The following is a 17,417-nucleotide window of genomic DNA, read 5'->3' on the forward strand; positions in this document are numbered from 1 at the left end:
ATCCGCAGCTCGGCGGCGAGGTGGTGGACGGTGAAGCGCCGATCGAGGTAGCGCTCGTTGACGAGGGCGGCCGCTCGACGTCGTCGCCATCGCGGCGGCCGCCCTCGTCAACGAGCGCTACCTCGATCGGCGCTTCACCGTCCACCACCTCGCCGCCGAGCTGCGGATGCCCGCCCTGCTGCTGCGGCTGCGGTTCCGCCGCTGCTACGGGCTCGGCCTCGACGAGCACCTCGCCCTCCGCCGACTCGAGCTGGCCGCCGTCCTGATGACGAGCACCCCCGTCGCTCTCGGCGGCCTCGACCGCATCGCCCGGGGCTCCGGCTACCGGGGCACCGCCGAGCTGGACCGCGACCACCGGAGGCACCGCCGGTCCTCCGCGCTGGCCGCCTGGTTCCGGGCCGCCCCGCGTCCCGAGCGCGAGCACCGGCCCGGCACCCGGCCCGAGGAGGAGCTGCTCGCCGCAGCGCCGGGCGCCGCGACGCCGGACCGCCCCAGCAGCGTCCGCTCGGCACCTGTCACCCCGCTGAGGCGCCGCGCCTGAGCCCGGCCGCGGAGCGGTACAGTGCCACGATGCGCACCTCCGGAACCCGCCGATGACGGCCGTCCGCTACGTCGCGATCGGCGATTCCTTCACCGAGGGCGTCGGCGACGAGCGGCCGGACGGCACCCCGCGCGGCTGGGCCGATCTGACGGCCGCGGGATGGGCGGCGGCCACGGGCGAGCGGATCGAGTACGCCAATCTCGCGATCCGGGGCCGGCTCATCGCGCCGATCCTCGCCGAGCAGCTCGAGCCCGCGCTCGCCCTGGGCCCGACCCACCTCTCCTTCAACGGAGGCGGCAACGACATGCTGCGCCCGCGCGCCGACATCGAGCGGATCGCCGACGCCTACCTCCGCGTCCTCGCGCGCTGCGACGAGCAGGGCGTCGTGCTGATCGCCCTGGCCGGCGCCGACCCGTCGCCGCGGCTCCCGCTCGGCTCGCTCATCCGCCGCCGCGGGGACGCGCTGACCGACGCCGTCCTGCGTCGGACGAGCCATCGGACCGACGTGGTCGTCGCCGACAACTGGCACGACCCCGCTTTCGCCGATCCGGAGCTGTGGTCGGAGGACCGCCTGCACCTCGGCCCGCGGGGGCACCGGCGGGTGGCCGACCGGGTCCTGCGGGCGCTCGGGCTCACACCGCCCGCCGCGCTGCCCGACGCTTCCGAGCCCGCACTCCGGCGCGGCGGAACCGTGCAGTACTACCGGCAGCACGTCGCGCCGTGGGTGCAGCGCAGGCTCACCGGCACGTCCTCCGGGGACGGCCGCGCCGCGAAGTACGCGGGCTTCGTGCCGATCGACCCGGTCTGACGCCTCCTCCGAGGAGCACGGCCCTCGTTCGATGGGCAGGGATCTCCCCTGAGGCGCTCAGCGGCGACCACTCGTGGCCGCTCGACGGCGTCGAGCGCTCAGTGCCAGCCGTACCGCGCCGAGAGCACCCGGGCGACGGCGTCGTACCGAGCACGCTCCAGAGCTGCTCCTTCGCGACGCATCCCTGCGGGGTGCACGCGGAACACGCGCTCCGGGTCGACCCAGCTGGGGCGCCCGTCCGGGTCCCAGCCGCCGGTCCCGACGGCCAGGTAGTCGGAGTGCTCCTTCGAGCTCAGCCGCACGGCGAGCACCGTCCCCGACTTCTCGACCGCGAGCACGAGCACCGGGCGGTCCTTGCCGCGGCCGTCGTCCTCCTCGTACGGCACCCAGGTCCAGACGACCTCGCCCGGGTCCGGGTCGCCGTCGGGCGTGGGCGCGTAGCCCAGGCGGACCCCGCGGAGCCGCGACGGGTCGACCTCGACGGTGCGGCCCACTCCGCTCGCGCCCGGGGTCGGCGCCGTCGTGCTCAGGTACGGGCGCTGCGGGCGGGGCCCGGCGTCCGGCCGCGGGGCGACCGCGCGGCCGAGGAGTCGGAGGAGCAGGGACACGACCGAGCGCGAGGAGGGCACCCCGGAACCCTAGCCCGGATTCTCAGCCGCCCGCCCGCGGGGGCGCGCCCGGCGGTCGCCCGGCCCGGACGCGCCGACGGGGTGCCGGCTCCGGAGAGCCGGCACCCCGTCGGGTGCTGTGGATTAGGGGGTCAGTCCGCCAGGACGTAGCCCGCCTCTCCGTGGATGGCCGTGTCGATGCCGGCGATCTCGTCCTCGTTCTTCACGCGGAAGCCCATCGTCTTCTGGATGATCCAGCCGATGAGGAGCGTCATGACGAAGGAGTAGGCGAGGACGGTGAAGGCCGCGAGGGCCTGCTTGCCGAGCTGGCTCGCGTCGCCGGTGAGGAACAGGCCCACGCCGGTGCCGAAGAAGCCGATGTAGAGCGTTCCGATGAGGCCGCCGACCAGGTGCACGCCGACCACGTCGAGCGAGTCGTCGTAGCCGAGGCGGTACTTGAGGTCGATCGCCAGGGCGCAGACGGCGCCGGTGATGACGCCCAGGACGATCGCCCAGAACGGCGACAGGCTGGCGCACGCCGGGGTGATCGCGACGAGGCCCGCGACCGCGCCCGAGGCGGCGCCGATCGAGGTGGGCTTGCCGTCCTTGATCTTCTCGACGACGAGCCAGCCGAGGATCGCGGCGGCCGGAGCGGCGATGGTGTTGAGGAAGGCGACGGCCGCGATGCCGTCGGCGGCGAGCTCGGAGCCGGCGTTGAAGCCGAACCAGCCGAACCACAGCAGTCCGGCGCCCAGGAGCACGAACGGCGGGTTGTGCGGCTGGTGCGCGCCCTTGGTGAAGTTGACGCGCTTGCCGAGCACCAGGGCGAGGGCGAGGGCCGCCGCTCCGGCGTTGATGTGGACGGCGGTGCCGCCCGCGAAGTCGATCGCGCCGACGCCGTAGGCGATCCAGCCGCCGTCGACGACGGTGGCGTCGTCGCCGAGGGTGAAGTTGAAGACCCACGAGGCGACCGGGAAGTAGACGACGGTGGCCCAGACGCCGGCGAAGACCATCCAGGCGCCGAACTTCGCGCGGTCCGCGATGGCGCCGGAGATGAGCGCGACGGTGATGATCGCGAACGTCGCCTGGAACGCGGCGAAGGCCAGCGTCGGGAAGGCCGACGTCTGCTCGCCGAGCGCGTCGTTGTAGATGCCCTGCAGGCCGATCTGGGCGGTGTCGATGCCGAGGACGCCGTCGATGCCGACGAAGGTGTCGGTCCCTGCGGGGCCGGACGGGCCGTTGCCGAACGCGATCGCGTAGCCGTACAGGACCCAGAGGACCCCGATGAGGCCCATGGCTCCGAAGCTGAGCATCATCATGCTGATGACGCTCTTCGCACGCACCAGGCCGCCGTAGAAGAAGGCGAGCCCGGGGGTCATGAGCAGGACCAGCGCGGCTGCGATGAGCAGGAACGCGGTATTGCCTTGATCCATTGTTGAACCTCTCGTGAGTGTGCAGAGAAAAGCCCGGAGCGAGGACGCTGCGTCGGAGCACGGCCTGGGGACACGCGGGTGTCGGGTCACCTCGGGTAGCCGACAGTCTGGTGGCGCGAGGTTTCGTCCCGTGAGGCACCGCGTTTCGCGGAGGTTACGGCCGAGGCCCCTGTGTAAAAAGCGCGTTACGGCGCGCCGGCGGACGGCACGACGACGACCCCGGGAACGCCGGGAGGAGAGCGGATCCGCCCCTAGGAGCGGGGCGCCATCGAGGTGAGCGCGATGAGCCGCGACATCGAGCGCAGGTACTTCTTGCGGTAGCCGCCGCTCAGCATGTCGCCGCCGAAGACCTCATCGAGGGGCGTCCCGGAGGCGAGGACCGGGATCTGCGCGTCGTAGACCCGGTCGATGAAGGCCACGAGGCGCAGGGCGTCGGTCTGGTCGGTCAGAGCGGTGACGCCCCGGAGCGCGATGGTGTCGACGCCGTCGATCACCTTGATGTAGCGGGAGGGGTGCACGGTGCCCAGGTGGTGCACGGCCTCCGCGAACGGGTCGTCGGTGACGACGGAGCCTGCGGGGGCGGCCGCGACTAGAGCGTCGATCTCCTCGTCGGTGCGCACCACGGCGTGGCCCTCGATGTCGCGGCGCCGGTAGTCGGTGCCGTCGATCCGCATCGTCTCGAAGTGGGCGGCCATCGACTGGATCTCGCGGAGGAAGTCCGCCGCGGCGAAGCGCCCCTCGCCCAGCGCGTTGGGCGGGGTGTTCGAGGTCGCGGCGATGCGGGTCCCGGAGGCGACGAGCTCGCCGAGGAGCCGCGTCATCAGCATCGTGTCGCCCGGGTCGTCCAGCTCGAACTCGTCGATGCACAGCAGCGCCGAGCCCTTGAGGAGCGAGACGGTCGCCGCGTAGCCGAGCGCGCCGACGAGCGCGGTGTACTCGATGAACGTCCCGAAGTAGGTGCGGCCCGGCACCGCGTGCCAGATCGCCGCGAGCAGGTGGGTCTTGCCGACGCCGAAGCCGCCGTCGAGGTACACGCCTGGCTTGACCGCGGGGGCCTTCTTCCGGCCGAAGCCCAGGAAGCCGCCTCCGCCTCCCTTGGATCCGCCGCCGGCGGCGAACGCGCGCAGAGCCTCCACCGCGTCGGCCTGCGAGGGGTACTCCGGGTCGGGACGGTAGCTCTCGAAGGTGGCGCCCTCGAACTGGCGCGGGGGCACCAGCGTCGACGCGATCTCGTGCCCGCTGATCTGGGGCGAGCGGGCGGTCAGGCTGCTCGTCGATCGGACGTCGTCGGGGCTCACTCGCGTCTCGCATCCTGCGCACGGCGGGGGTCAGTGCGCTCAGTGGCGGCGGCCGCACCGGGCACGGAGCCGCCGCGGTTCTGTGTCGAACTCTTACGGCGCCCTCCGTGCGGCGTCGTCCGCGGACGCGTACTGTCGCTGAAGGGCGGGCTCCAGCGTAGCCCGCCGTGGAATCACGCCCGCGCTCCGCGCACCATCCTGGAGGTCCTCCTTGTCCGTCGAAACCGATCCGTCGCCGAAGTTCGCCTCCTACGCGCACCCCGAACGGCTCGTCAGCGCCGACTGGCTCGAGCAGCGCCTCGGCACTCCCGGTCTCGTCGTCGTCGAGTCCGACGAGGACGTCCTGCTCTACGAGACCGGCCACATCCCCGGCTCCGTCAAGATCGACTGGCACACCGACCTCAACGACCCGGTGCAGCGCGACTACATCGACGGTGCCGCGTTCGCCGCGCTCGTCGGCGGCAAGGGCATCGCCCGCGACACCACCGTCGTCGTCTACGGCGACAAGAACAACTGGTGGGCCGCCTACGCGCTCTGGGTCTTCACCCTCTTCGGTCACGAGGACGTCCGTCTGCTCGACGGCGGCCGCGACAAGTGGCTCGCGGAGGGCCGCCCGACGACCACCGACGCCTCCTCCCCGGAGCCCGCCGAGTACCCCGTCGTCGAACGCAGCGACGCCGAGATCCGCGCCTTCAAGGACGACGTCCTCGCGCACTTCGGCAACCCGCTGATCGACGTCCGCTCCCCGGAGGAGTTCACCGGGCAGCGCACCACGGCGCCGGCCTACCCGGAGGAGGGCGCCCTGCGCGCCGGTCACATCCCGAGCGCGCAGAACGTGCCGTGGGGCAGGGCCGCCGCCGAGGACGGCACCTTCCGCCCCCTCGACGAGCTGAACGGCATCTACCGCGAGGGCGCGGGGCTGAAGGACGGCGACTCCGTCATCGCCTACTGCCGGATCGGCGAGCGCTCCGCCCACACCTGGTTCGTGCTGACCCACCTCCTCGGCTTCGAGGGCGTCCGCAACTACGACGGCTCCTGGACCGAGTGGGGCAGCGCCGTCCGCGTCCCGATCGTGCAGGGCGCCGAGCCCGGCGAGGCCCCCGCGGCCCGCTGACGCGTCACGACGGAGGCCGGGAGCGCCGATCCGCCCGTCGACGGGCCGGATCCGGGCTCCCGGCCTCCGCTGCGACCGCCCGCCGCCCCTCCCCCGATGAGACACTGGACCGGATGACCGACACCACGCTCCCCGACGCTCTGCGCGACATCCGCGAGGAGTTCCTCGCCCTCGAGAAGCCGGAGCGCCTGCAGCTCCTGCTCGAGTTCTCGAACGAGCTCCCCGACCTGCCCGAGCGCTACCGCGACCACCCGGACCTCTTCGAGCGCGTGGAGGAGTGCCAGGCGCCCGTCTTCATCGTCGTCGACGTCGAGGGCGGGATCGTGCACCTGCACGCCACGGCTCCCCGCGAGGCGCCCACGACGCGCGGCTTCGCGTCGATCCTGGCGCAGGGCCTGGCCGGGCTCACCCCCGAGCAGGTGCTCGCCGTCCCCGACGACTTCCCGCAGACCATCGGCCTCTCGGAGGCGGTCTCGCCGCTGCGCCTGCGCGGCATGACTGCGCTGCTCGGCCGTACCAAGCGGCAGGTCCGCGCGCACCTGGCCGCATGATCCTCCGGCCGCTCGTCCCCGCGGGTCCGCCGATCGTGATCGGCGAGGAGGGCGCGCGAGCGGCGGTCGCGGACGCCTGGCGTCCCGACGAGGCGGTGCGCGTGCGCCTGAACATGATCGCGAGCGTCACCGGCTCCAGCACCGGCTCCGACGGCACGAGCGAGACGCTCACCAACCGCGTCGACCGCACGATCCTCGGAGTCGTCCGCGAGCAGGCCGACGTCGTCCTCGTCGGAGCCGCGAGCGTCCGCGCCGAGGGCTACCGCGTCCCCCGGCGGGTCCCGCTCGCCGTCGTCTCCGCCTCGGGCGATCTCGCCGGGCACCGCCTGGAGCTGCAGGAGGGCTCCCGGGTCCTGCTGCTGGTGCCGGAGTCGCGCGGCGCGGTGGAGGGGCTCCCCGCCGGCGTCGAGGTCGTCCCGGTCCCGTCCTCCTCGGAGCGGATCGGCGTCGACGAGCTCCTGGAGGCTCTCGCCGGGCTCGGCCTGCACCGCGTCGTCTGCGAGGGCGGCGCCTCGCTCTCGGGCCAGTTCCTCGCCTCGGGCCGGGTCGACGAGCTGTGCCTCACCACCTCGCCGCGCGTCGTCCTGCCGGGCCTCCCGGTCGCGACGGGCACGGCCGTCGTCGACGACGCCTACGCCCTGACGCTCCTGGCCGCGGACGATTCGGGGGCCGTCTACGCCCGCTGGAGCCGCACGCGCTGAGAGCCGCCCACCCGGCGTGCCTCCGCGTCCCGGGCGCGTCGGAACCCTAGTCTGCGACCGTGCCCGAATTCCCAGCGTCGTCCCAGCTCCCCGAGGAGTTCCGGGTCGCGACGGAGTCGATCCGCGCCGCTGCCACGCGCGCCGAGCTCACCGTGTCCGAGATCGCCTCGCCGTCGGGTCTTGCGCCCTGGGCCCTCGCCCTGTCGGGCGACGTCGCGCCCCACGCGCACGGACGCGACTCCGAGCTGGGCACGGGGCGCTTCATCCTGCTCTACGACCCCGAGGAGCCCGAGCAGTGGGGCGGCCCCTTCCGTGTCGTCTGCTTCGCCCAGGCCCCGCTCGAGGTCGAGATCGGCACCGATCCGTTCCTCGCCGAGGTCGCCTGGTCCTGGCTCATCGACGCCCTCGGGGCGCGGGGCGCCTCCTATTCCGCCGCGTCCGGCACGGCCACCAAGGTTCTCTCCACCGGTTTCGGCGAGCTGGCCGCTCAGGGGGACGGTGCGCAGATCGAGATCCGCGCCTCCTGGAGCCCGGATGATGCGCAGCTCGCCGCTCACGTGGAAGGGTGGGGGGAGCTGTTGTGCATGCTCGCGGGTCTCCCGCCCGTATCGAGCGACGGTGTGACCCCGCTCGCCTTCCGACGGAACAACCGTGACTGATTACCGTGTCCTCTCCACGCCCGACGAGTTCCTCGCCGCGGTCGACGCCCTCGCCGCCGGCGAGGGCCCCGTCGCCGTCGACGCCGAGCGCGCCTCCGGCTTCACCTACTCGCAGCGCGCGTACCTGATCCAGGTCTACCGGCGCGGCGCCGGCGCGTTCCTCTTCGATCCCCCCGCCATCGGCCGGATGGACGCCCTGCAGGCGGTCATCGGCCAGGAGGAGTGGGTCCTCCACGCCGCCAGCCAGGATCTCGCCTGCCTGCGCGAGGTGGGCCTGGACCCGGTGCGGATCTTCGACACCGAGCTCGCCGCCCGGCTCCTCGGACTGCCCAAGGTGGGCCTCGGCGCCGTCGTCGAGGACCTCCTCGGCATCCACCTGGCCAAGGAGCACTCGGCCGCCGACTGGTCGACCCGCCCCCTCCCCCAGAGCTGGCTCGTCTACGCCGCGAAGGACGTGGAGCTCCTCGTGGACCTCCGCGACCGCATGGAGGAGATGCTCATCGCCGCGCGGAAGACGCGCATCGCCCGCGAGGAGTTCGAGGCGACGCTCGCGCGCGCCCCGAAGGCGGTCCCGCCGGATCCGTGGCGCCGCCTCTCCGGCATGCACTCGCTCCGCGGCCCGCGCCCCCTCGCCGTGGCGCGCGAGCTCTGGCTGGCCCGGGACGCGTTCGCCCGCGAGCGCGACATCGCTCCCGGCCGCCTGATCCCCGACTCCTCGATCATCGCGGTCGCCCGCAACATCCCGACCAGCATCGGCCAGCTCTCGGGCCGCCGCGATTTCACCGGCCGCGCCAGCCGCGGCGAGGTCGAGCGCTGGTGGGCCGCGATCGAGCGCGGGACGACGACCGAGGACCTGCCGAGCCCGACCCGCCCTGCCGCCGACACGCTCCCCCCTCCGCGCGCGTGGGGCGATCGCAACCCGGCCGCCGACGCCCGTCTGAAGGCGGGACGCGCCGTGGTCACCGAGATCGCCGAGCTGCTCTCGCTCCCGGTCGAGAACCTGCTCACGCCGGAGCTGCTGCGCCGGGTGGCCTGGAACCCGCCCGAGCCGTTGACCGCGGAGTCGGTCGCCGCGGAGCTCACCCGCGCCGGCGCCCGCGCCTGGCAGGTCGAGGCCACGTCGGGCTCGATCGCCACCGCGTTTGTCGAAGCGGCCCAAGCGCCGGCCGAGGGCACCGAAACCCCTTCGTAGGAAGCGGCAAAGGATTCCGGCTGCGCGGTGCCGGTTCCTACGATCGACGGCGACCGTGAGTTCCTGGGAGGCATTGTGGCCGAGAGATCCGAAGTCGTGTTCGTCGACGGAGTCCGTACTCCGTTCGGGCGTGCCGGCGAGAAGGGCATGTACTGGCAGACCCGAGCCGACGACCTCGTCGTCAAGGCGATGATCGGTCTGCTGGAGCGCAACGGCGCGCTGCCGAAGGAGCGGGTGGACGAGGTGGCGATCGCCGCCACCACCCAGCAGGGCGACCAGGGCCTGACCCTCGGCCGCACGGCGGCGCTGCTCGCAGGGCTGCCGAAGTCGGTGCCCGGCTTCGCCATCGACCGCATGTGCGCCGGAGCGATGACCTCGGTCACCGCGACCGCGGGCGGCATCGCGTTCGGCGCCTACGACGTGGTCCTCGCCGGCGGCGTGGAGCACATGGGCCGGCACCCGATGGGCTTCGGCGCCGACCCCAACCCGCGCTTCCTCTCCGAGCGCCTCGTCGGCGAGGACGCGCTCAACATGGGCCGCACGGCGGAGCGGATCCACGACCGCTTCCCGCACCTGACGAAGGAGCGCGCCGACCACTACGCCCTGCGGAGCCAGCAGAAGCTCGCCGCCGCGTACGCCGTCGGCAGCATCCAGCCGGACCTCGTCCCCGTCGCCACGCGCAGCGCCGCGGGCTGGGGCCTCGCGACCGCCGATGAGGCACCGCGCCCCGAGACGACCCTCGAGGGCCTCGCGGGCCTGCGGACCCCGTTCCGCCCCCACGGCCGGGTGACCGCGGGCAACTCCTCCGGGCTCAACGACGGGGCGACGGTGTCGCTCCTGGCCAGCGCCGAGGCCGCGCAGGAGCTGGGCCTGTCCGCGAAGATGCGGATGGTGAGCTTCGCGTACGCCGGCGTCGAGCCCGAGATCATGGGCATCGGCCCGGTCCCCTCGACCGAGAAGGCGCTCCGCAAGGCGGGCCTGGGCATCGAGGACATCGGGCTCTTCGAGCTCAACGAGGCGTTCGCCGTGCAGGTGCTCTCCTTCCTCGACCACTTCGGCCTCGACGACGACGACCCGCGCGTCAACGAGTACGGCGGAGCGATCGCGATCGGCCACCCGCTCGCCTCCTCCGGGGTCCGGCTGATGATCCAGCTGGCCCGGCAGTTCGAGTCGCACCCCGAGGTGCGCTTCGGAGTGACGGCCCTCTGCGTCGGCCTCGGCCAGGGCGGCACGGTGATCTGGGAGAACCCGCACTACGACGGCAAGCGCGGACGACGGAAGGGACGCTGACCCATGCTCGACGGATTCGAGAACCTCGTGGACCTCGCCGAGGGCGAGGTCGTCACCCACTCCTACGTCCGCGACGTGCCGCTGCCCAGCGGCCGCACGCTCGCCCTGATCACGCTCGACAACGACCGCGACCACACCCGCCCCAACACCTTCGGGCCGGCGTCGCTCTTCGAGCTGGCGGACGTCCTCCTGGCGCAGAAGGAGCGCGCCTCGCGGGGCGAGATCCAGGCGGTCGGCATCACCGGCAAGCCGTTCATCCTCGCCGCGGGAGCCGACCTCAGCAAGGTCGGGGCCATCCCGAGCCGTGAGCTGGGCCGCCAGCTGGCGCGCCTGGGCCACCGCACGCTGGGGATGCTGGCCGAGCTGGGCGTGCCGTCCTTCGCCTTCATCAACGGCCTCGCCCTGGGCGGCGGCACCGAGATCGGCCTGAACGCCGACTACCGCACCGTCGACTCCTCCATCCCCGCGCTCGGGCTCCCCGAGGTCTTCCTCGGCATCATCCCCGGCTGGGGCGGCGCGTGGCTCCTGCCGAACCTGATCGGCATCGAGAACGCCCTCAAGGTCGTCGTCGAGAACCCGTTGAAGAACAACCGCACGCTCAAGGGCCAGGAGGTGTTCGACCTCGGCATCGCCGATGCGATCTTCCCGCCCGCGGCCTTCCTCGAGGACTCGCTCCGCTGGGCCGACGGCGTGATCGGCGGCTCCGTGAAGGTGGAGCGGCCGAACGCGCCCGGCAAGCTGGAGCGGCTGGTCAAGTGGGACGTCGCGATCTCGATCGCGCGCAAGCAGCTGGAGTCGCGGATCGGCACGGTCGCGGCGTCTCCGTACCGCGCGCTGGAGCTTCTCAAGGCCGCGAAGAACACCACGCGCGAGGAGGGCTTCGCCGCCGAGGACGAGGCGCTGGCCGACCTGATCTCGGGGGACCAGTTCCGCGCGAGCATCTACGCGTTCGATCTGGTGCAGAAGCGCGCCAAGCGTCCCGCGGGAGCGCCCGACAGGGCGCTGGCCAAGCCCGTCACCAAGGTCGGGGTCGTCGGCGCGGGCCTCATGGCCTCGCAGTTCGCGCTGCTCTTCCTCCGCCGCCTCCAGGTGCCGGTGGTCATCACCGACCTCGACCAGGAGCGGGTCGACAAGGGCGTCGCGGGCATCCGCGCCGAGATCGATGCGCTGCTGGCGAAGGGGCGCGTCTCTCCCGACGACGCGAACCGCCTCCGGGCGCTGATCACCGGCACGACCGATCGCTCCGACTTCGCCGACGCCGACTGGGTGATCGAGGCGGTCTTCGAGGAGCTGTCGGTGAAGCAGGAGGTCTTCGCCGACATCGAGCGCTACGTCTCGCCCACGGCGGTGCTCGCGACCAACACCTCGTCCCTCTCCGTCGAGCGCATCGGCGAGCGGCTGGAGCACCCGGAGCGCCTCGTCGGCTTCCACTTCTTCAACCCGGTCGCGGTCATGCCGCTGATCGAGGTGGTCCGGACGCCGCACACCGACGACGAGACCCTCTCGACGGCGATGGTCACCGCCGCGAAGCTCAAGAAGAACGCCGTCATCACGCGCGACACCCCGGGCTTCGTGGTGAACCGCGTGCTGGCGAAGGTCCTGGGCGAGGCGATGCACGCGGTCGACACGGGCACTCCCTTCGAGGTCGTCGAGCAGTCGCTGGCTCCGTTCGGCCTGCCGATGACCCCGTTCGAGCTGCTCGAGCTGGTGGGCCTCAAGGTCGGCGCGCACGTGCTCGACACCCACCACGCCGCGTTCCCCGACCGCTTCTTCGACAGCCCCAACCTGCACCGCCTCGCCGAGCTCGGCCGCGTCTTCGAGCGCGACGCGAAGGGGCGTGTGAAGGGCGTCGACAAGCGCGCGGTCGCGATCGTCGCCGGGGGCACGGAGCCGATGACGGCCGAGCAGCTGCGGCTGCGCGTCGAGACGGGTCTCGCGGACGAGGTCAAGCGGATGCTGGACGACGACGTCGTGCACGCCGCCGAGGACATCGACCTCTGCCTGATCCTCGGCGCGGGCTACCCGTTCCAGATGGGCGGGCTCACGCCCTACCTCGACCGGGTCGGCGCGAGCGAGCGGGCGTTCGGGGACACGTTCCACCACCCCGCGATCCGCGGCGTCGACTGACGCGGAGTGCAGTGACGCGGAAGGGGCGCCGGATCTGATCCGGCGCCCCTTCCGCGCGTCGCCTGAGGGACGGGTCCCTACGGCCGATCAGTCGCTGCGGGCGTCGTCCCGGGCCTCGACCTCGTCCGGGAGCGGACGGGCGACCGGGATCTTGCTGCCCAGCACCTGCGCGACGACGTCGCGAGCGATGTGCTGGGGAGTGAGTCCGACGTCCTCGAGGATCTCCTCGCGCTTGGCGTGGTCGAGGAACTGGTCGGGCAGCCCGAGCTCGGTCACCGCGGTGTCCACGCCGGCCTCGCGCAGGTCCTGGCGGATGCGCGTGCCGATCCCGCCGACGCGCACCCCGTCCTCGATCGAGACGACGATGCGGTGCTCGCGGGCGAGCTCGATGATGCTGGTGGGCACGGGCACGACCCAGCGGGGGTCGACGACGGTGGCTCCGATGCCCTGGGCCGCGAGCCGCTGAGCGACCTCGAGACCCATCGCGGCCATCGGCCCGACCGTGACCAGCAGCACGTCCTTGCGCTCGGCGCGGGCGAGCACGTCGACCCCGTCGCCGAGGCGCTCGACGGCGTCGATCTCGTCGCCGACGCTCCCCTTCGAGAAGCGCACCACGGTCGGCGCGTCGGTGACGCCCACGGCCTCGCGCAGCTCCTCGCGCAGACGCACGGAGTCTCGCGGAGCGGCGAGGCGGATGTTCGGGACGACCTGCAGGATCGCCAGATCCCACATGCCGTGGTGGCTCGGACCGTCGGGCCCGGTGACTCCGGCGCGGTCCAGCACGAAGGTGACGCCCGCGCGGTGCAGTGCGACGTCCATCAGCACCTGGTCGAAGGCGCGGTTCACGAAGGTGGCGTACAGCGCGACGACCGGATGCAGCCCGCCGAAGGCGAGACCGGCGGCCGAGGTCACGGCGTGCTGCTCCGCGATGCCGACGTCGAAGACGCGCTCCGGGTACTTCTCCGCGAGGCGGTCGAGACCGACGGGCCGGAGCATGGCGGCCGTGATGCCGACGATCGTCGGGTCCTCGTCGGCCAGGGTGACGATCTCCTCGGCGAACACCGAGGTCCACGATCGGGCCCCGGCCGCGCTCAGCGGCTCGCCCGTCTCGGGGTCGATCTGCCCGACGGCGTGGAACTGGTCGGCGAGGTCGTGCACGGCCGGACCGAAGCCCTTGCCCTTCTGGGTGATCGCGTGGACGATGACCGGCTGGCCGTAGTCCTTCGCCTGCTGGAGGGCCTCCTCCATCGCCGTCAGGTCGTGTCCGTCGATCGGCCCCAGGTACTTGATGTCGAGGTTGGAGTAGAGCGCCTCGTTGTTGATGAAGCGGCTGAGGAAGCCGTGGAGCCCGCCGCGCACGCCGCGGTAGACGGCGGCGGCGGGGCCGCCCAGCCGCTCCGAGACGGCCCGGGAGCCGCGGTGCATCGTGCGGTAGGTCGGCCGCGTGCGGACGCCGTTGAGGAAGCGGGCCATGCCGCCGATGGTCGGGGCGTAGGAGCGCCCGTTGTCGTTGACCACGATGACCAGCCCGCGGGAGTTGTCGTCGCTGATGTTGTTCAGCGCCTCCCAGGTCATGCCGCCGGTGAGGGCGCCGTCGCCCACGACCGCGACGACGTGGCGGTCGGTCTGACCGGTCATCGTGAAGGCGCGGGAGATGCCGTCCGCCCAGGACAGCGAGCTGGAGGCGTGCGAGCTCTCGACGATGTCGTGCGGCGACTCCCTCCGCTGCGGGTAGCCGGCGAGGCCGCCGCGCTGCCGGAGCTTCGAGAAGTCCTGGCGACCGGTGAGCAGCTTGTGGACGTAGGACTGGTGTCCGGTGTCGAACACGATCGCGTCGTGCGGCGAGTCGAAGACCCGGTGGATCGCGATGGTCGTCTCGACGACGCCGAGATTCGGCCCCAGGTGGCCGCCGGTCTTCGAGACCTCGCGCACGAGGAAGTCGCGGATCTCCTGCGCCAGCGTCTCGAGCTCGGCCGCGGTCAGGCGATCGAGATCGCGAGGACCGCCGATGGTCTCGAGAACAGCCATGCGCGCCGCCTTCCGGGGTCGTGAGCGAGGTGGGGACGTCTCCCGAGTCTACGCACGGGGCCCCCGGGAACGCGTGTGCGCCTCCCCCGCAGGGAAGGCGCACACGCTCTGCGGCTGATCTAGACGAGCGAGCGCAGCACGTACTGCAGGATGCCGCCGTTGCGGTAGTAGTCCGCCTCACCGGGGGTGTCGATGCGGACGACCGCGTCGAACTCGACGGTCCGCTTGCCCTCGGCCGAGTGCTCGGTCGGCTCGGCGACGACGTGGACCGTCTTGGGGGTGACGCCCTCGTTCAGCTCCTCGATGCCCGAGATGCTGATCGACTCGGTGCCGTCCAGGCCCAGCGACTCCCAGCTCTCGCCCGCGGGGAACTGCAGCGGGACGACGCCCATGCCGATGAGGTTCGAGCGGTGGATCCGCTCGAAGCTCTCGACGATGACCGCCTTGACGCCCAGCAGGCTCGTGCCCTTGGCCGCCCAGTCGCGCGACGAGCCGGAGCCGTACTCCTTGCCGCCCAGGATGACGAGCGGGGTGCCCTCGGCCTGGTAGTTCTGCGACGCGTCGTAGATGAACGACTGCGGGGCGTCCGGCTGCGTGAAGTCACGGGTGTAGCCGCCCTCCACGCCGTCGAGCAGCTGGTTGCGCAGGCGGATGTTCGCGAACGTGCCGCGGATCATCACCTCGTGGTTGCCGCGGCGCGAGCCGTAGGAGTTGTAGTCCTTGCGGTCGATGCCGTGCTCGTCGAGGTAGCGGCCGGCGGGGCTGTCGGCCTTGATCGAGCCGGCGGGGCTGATGTGGTCGGTCGTGACGGAGTCGCCGAGCTTGGCGAGCACGCGGGCACCGGCGATGTCGGTGACCGGGGTCGTCTCCATCGTCATGCCGTCGAAGTACGGGGGCTTCCGCACGTAGGTCGACGACTCGTCCCACTCGAAGATCGAGCCCTCGGGGGTCTGCAGCGCGCGCCAGCGCTCGTCGCCGTCGAACACGCCCGCGTACTGCGTGTCGAACATCGACTTGTCGATCGACGAGTCGATCGTCGCCTGCACCTCGGCCGCGTCGGGCCAGATGTCCTTGAGGAACACGTCCTTACCGTCGGAGTCGGTGCCGAGCGCGTCGACCTCGAAGTCGAAGTTCATCGAGCCGGCGAGCGCGTAGGCGATGACGAGCGGGGGGCTCGCCAGGTAGTTCATCTTCACGTCCGGGTTGATGCGGCCCTCGAAGTTGCGGTTGCCCGAGAGCACGGCGGTCACGGCGAGGTCGTTGTCCTGCACCGCGGCCGAGATCTCCTCGAGCAGCGGGCCGGAGTTGCCGATGCAGGTCGTGCAGCCGTAGCCGACCGTGTAGAAGCCGAGCGCCTCGAGCGACTCGGTCAGGCCGGCCTTCTCGTAGTAGTCGGTGACGACCTTCGATCCGGGCGCCAGCGTGGTCTTGACCCACGGCTTGGCCTTCAGGCCCTTCTGCGCCGCGTTGCGGGCCAGCAGGCCGGCCGCGAGCATGACGGACGGGTTCGACGTGTTGGTGCACGAGGTGATCGCCGCGATCGCGACGGCGCCGTGATCGATCGTGAAGGTCCCGCCCTCGCCGAGCTCGACCGTGGTCGGCTTGGAGGCGGTCGCCGGCGCGTGCGAGCGGTGGGTGTGCTCGTGGCTGCTGTGCTCGTCCTGCGGCTGCAGCTCTCCGGGGTCGGAGGCGGGGAACGACTCCGCGATGGTCAGGTCGACGATGTCGTGCGAGACGTCCGCGTAGTTGGTGAGGTCCGACTCGAACTGCGTCTTGGCGGACGAGAGCTCGATCCGGTCCTGCGGGCGCTTCGGGCCGGCGATCGAGGGGACGACGGTGCCGAGGTCGAGCTCGAGGTACTCGCTGAAGACCGGCTCGACCGCGGGGTCGTGCCAGAGCTTCTGCAGCTTGGAGTACTGCTCGACGAGGGCGATCTGCTCGTCGCTGCGGCCGGTGAGGCGCAGGTAGTCGAGGGTCACGTCGTCGATGGGGAACATCGCGGCGGTGGAGCCGAACTCGGGGCTCATGTTGCCGATGGTGGCGCGGTTCGCGAGCGGCACCGCGGCGACGCCTGCCCCGTAGAACTCGACGAACTTGCCGACCACGCCGTGCTTGCGCAGCATCTGCGTGATGGTGAGCACGACGTCCGTCGCGGTCACGCCGGTCGGGATCGAGCCGGTGAGCTTGAAGCCGACGACCTTCGGGATGAGCATCGAGACGGGCTGGCCGAGCATCGCGGCCTCGGCCTCGATGCCGCCGACGCCCCAGCCGAGCACGCCGAGGCCGTTGACCATCGTCGTGTGCGAGTCGGTGCCGACGCAGGTGTCGGGGTAGGCGCGCAGCGCACCGCCCACCTCGCGGGTCATGGTGACGCGGGCCAGGTACTCGATGTTGACCTGGTGCACGATGCCGGTTCCGGGCGGGACGACCTTGAAGTCGTCGAAGGCGGTCTGGCCCCAGCGGAGGAACTGGTACCGCTCGCCGTTGCGCTCGTACTCGAGCTCGACGTTGCGCGCGAGCGCGTCCTCGGTGCCGAAGAGGTCGGCGATGACGGAGTGGTCGATCACCATCTCGGCGGGCGCGAGCGGGTTGATCCGGTTCGCGTCGCCGCCCAGGGCAGCGACGGCCTCGCGCATCGTGGCGAGGTCGACGATGCAGGGCACGCCGGTGAAGTCCTGCATGACCACGCGGGCCGGCGTGAACTGGATCTCGGTGTCGGGCTCCGACTCCGGGACCCACTCGCCGAGGGCGCGGATGTGGTCGGCGGTGATGTTCGCGCCGTCCTCCGTGCGGAGGAGGTTCTCGAGCAGCACCTTGAGGCTGAACGGGAGCTTCTCGTGACCGGGGACCCGGTCGATGCGGAACACCTCGTAGTCGGCCGAGCCGACCTTCAGGGTGTCTTTCGATCCAAAGCTGTCTACCGCGGACACGTCGCCCTCTCCTTCGCTGACTGCAGCGTCCGCCGACGGGCGGAGCCGCTCTCCGTCCTCATCTTGACGACCGCGCACAGCGGCCTGCCACCAAGGAGGACCTAACTCCTCGACGCCGAGGCGCCCGGTCGACCTCG

Annotated in this window: 14 protein-coding genes; 9 read left to right on the plus strand and 5 right to left on the minus strand. The window is 72.0% G+C overall.

Annotation, left to right across the window (positions count from 1 at the left end; all coding sequences use genetic code 11):
• The first annotated feature begins 166 nt into the window (after window positions 1–166).
• Together C5C44_RS14785 and C5C44_RS14790 are read left to right on the plus strand one after the other, a co-directional pair.
• On the plus strand, window positions 167–541 hold the full coding sequence (locus C5C44_RS14785; protein WP_104324736.1) for a hypothetical protein: 375 nt from the start codon (window positions 167–169) through the stop codon (window positions 539–541).
• A 52-nt stretch (window positions 542–593) separates the two neighbouring features.
• Complete coding sequence (locus C5C44_RS14790) at window positions 594–1,349, plus strand: SGNH/GDSL hydrolase family protein (RefSeq protein ID WP_104261739.1); 756 nt, start codon at window positions 594–596, stop codon at window positions 1,347–1,349.
• 98 nt (window positions 1,350–1,447) lie between these two features.
• Here the strand turns inward: C5C44_RS14790 and C5C44_RS14795 are convergent, their stop codons facing one another.
• The 3 genes from C5C44_RS14795 to zapE form a co-directional block, all read right to left on the minus strand.
• Window positions 1,448–1,978 carry a type II toxin-antitoxin system PemK/MazF family toxin gene (locus C5C44_RS14795; protein ID WP_167299028.1) on the minus strand — a complete coding sequence of 177 codons (531 nt, stop codon included), beginning with the start codon at window positions 1,976–1,978 and terminating at the stop codon, window positions 1,448–1,450.
• A gap of 131 nt (window positions 1,979–2,109) precedes the next feature.
• Window positions 2,110–3,390, minus strand: coding sequence for an ammonium transporter (locus C5C44_RS14800; RefSeq protein WP_104225239.1), 1,281 nt, complete (start codon window positions 3,388–3,390; stop codon window positions 2,110–2,112).
• 251 nt (window positions 3,391–3,641) lie between these two features.
• The gene (gene zapE, locus C5C44_RS14805; protein WP_104336110.1) at window positions 3,642–4,688 is read right to left on the minus strand and encodes a cell division protein ZapE; all 1,047 of its coding nucleotides are present in this window, start codon (window positions 4,686–4,688) and stop codon (window positions 3,642–3,644) included.
• A gap of 211 nt (window positions 4,689–4,899) precedes the next feature.
• Here zapE and C5C44_RS14810 point away from each other — a divergent pair, with 211 nt between their 5' ends.
• From C5C44_RS14810 to C5C44_RS14840, 7 genes are all read left to right on the plus strand, one after another.
• Window positions 4,900–5,802, plus strand: a complete 903-nt coding sequence (locus C5C44_RS14810; RefSeq protein WP_104232576.1) for a sulfurtransferase — start codon at window positions 4,900–4,902, stop codon at window positions 5,800–5,802.
• Between the two features lie 113 nt (window positions 5,803–5,915).
• Window positions 5,916–6,353: a SufE family protein gene (locus tag C5C44_RS14815; protein WP_104222086.1), complete on the plus strand. Its 438-nt coding sequence runs from the start codon at window positions 5,916–5,918 to the stop codon at window positions 6,351–6,353.
• Window positions 6,350–7,054 carry a dihydrofolate reductase family protein gene (locus tag C5C44_RS14820; protein ID WP_104222088.1) on the plus strand — a complete coding sequence of 235 codons (705 nt, stop codon included), beginning with the start codon at window positions 6,350–6,352 and terminating at the stop codon, window positions 7,052–7,054. The genes C5C44_RS14815 and C5C44_RS14820 overlap by 4 nt, the downstream gene beginning before the upstream one ends.
• A gap of 59 nt (window positions 7,055–7,113) precedes the next feature.
• Window positions 7,114–7,713, plus strand: a complete 600-nt coding sequence (locus tag C5C44_RS14825) for a DUF3000 domain-containing protein (protein ID WP_104222090.1) — start codon at window positions 7,114–7,116, stop codon at window positions 7,711–7,713.
• Window positions 7,706–8,905 (plus strand): ribonuclease D, encoded by a 1,200-nt coding sequence (locus C5C44_RS14830; protein ID WP_104222092.1) that lies wholly within the window; start codon window positions 7,706–7,708, stop codon window positions 8,903–8,905. The genes C5C44_RS14825 and C5C44_RS14830 overlap by 8 nt, the downstream gene beginning before the upstream one ends.
• Before the next feature lie 75 nt (window positions 8,906–8,980).
• The gene (locus tag C5C44_RS14835) at window positions 8,981–10,195 is read left to right on the plus strand and encodes a thiolase family protein (protein WP_104336111.1); all 1,215 of its coding nucleotides are present in this window, start codon (window positions 8,981–8,983) and stop codon (window positions 10,193–10,195) included.
• A 3-nt stretch (window positions 10,196–10,198) separates the two neighbouring features.
• Window positions 10,199–12,322 (plus strand): 3-hydroxyacyl-CoA dehydrogenase NAD-binding domain-containing protein, encoded by a 2,124-nt coding sequence (locus C5C44_RS14840; protein ID WP_104336112.1) that lies wholly within the window; start codon window positions 10,199–10,201, stop codon window positions 12,320–12,322.
• A gap of 87 nt (window positions 12,323–12,409) precedes the next feature.
• Here C5C44_RS14840 and dxs read toward each other — a convergent pair whose 3' ends face one another.
• Window positions 12,410–14,350 (minus strand): 1-deoxy-D-xylulose-5-phosphate synthase, encoded by a 1,941-nt coding sequence (dxs, locus tag C5C44_RS14845; protein WP_104222098.1) that lies wholly within the window; start codon window positions 14,348–14,350, stop codon window positions 12,410–12,412.
• A gap of 119 nt (window positions 14,351–14,469) precedes the next feature.
• Entirely contained in the window at window positions 14,470–17,280 is a 2,811-nt protein-coding gene (acnA, locus tag C5C44_RS14850; RefSeq protein ID WP_104336113.1) for an aconitate hydratase AcnA, read from the minus strand.
• Window positions 17,281–17,417: the final 137 nt, after the last annotated feature.

The organism is Rathayibacter sp. AY1F6, assembly GCF_002932035.1.
GTDB lineage: Bacteria > Actinomycetota > Actinomycetes > Actinomycetales > Microbacteriaceae > Rathayibacter.

Bases quoted from the DNA above. Each gene is read 5' to 3' on its own strand.
- C5C44_RS14790 (WP_104261739.1), top strand. From the start codon at position 594: ATGACGGCCGTCCGCTACGTCGCGATCGGCGATTCCTTCACCGAGGGC.
- C5C44_RS14785 (WP_104324736.1), top strand. From the start codon at position 167: ATGCCCGCCCTGCTGCTGCGGCTGCGGTTCCGCCGCTGCTACGGGCTC.
- dxs (WP_104222098.1), bottom strand. From the start codon at position 14,350: ATGGCTGTTCTCGAGACCATCGGCGGTCCTCGCGATCTCGATCGCCTG.
- C5C44_RS14840 (WP_104336112.1), top strand. From the start codon at position 10,199: ATGCTCGACGGATTCGAGAACCTCGTGGACCTCGCCGAGGGCGAGGTC.
- C5C44_RS14820 (WP_104222088.1), top strand. From the start codon at position 6,350: ATGATCCTCCGGCCGCTCGTCCCCGCGGGTCCGCCGATCGTGATCGGC.
- C5C44_RS14815 (WP_104222086.1), top strand. From the start codon at position 5,916: ATGACCGACACCACGCTCCCCGACGCTCTGCGCGACATCCGCGAGGAG.
- C5C44_RS14800 (WP_104225239.1), bottom strand. From the start codon at position 3,390: ATGGATCAAGGCAATACCGCGTTCCTGCTCATCGCAGCCGCGCTGGTC.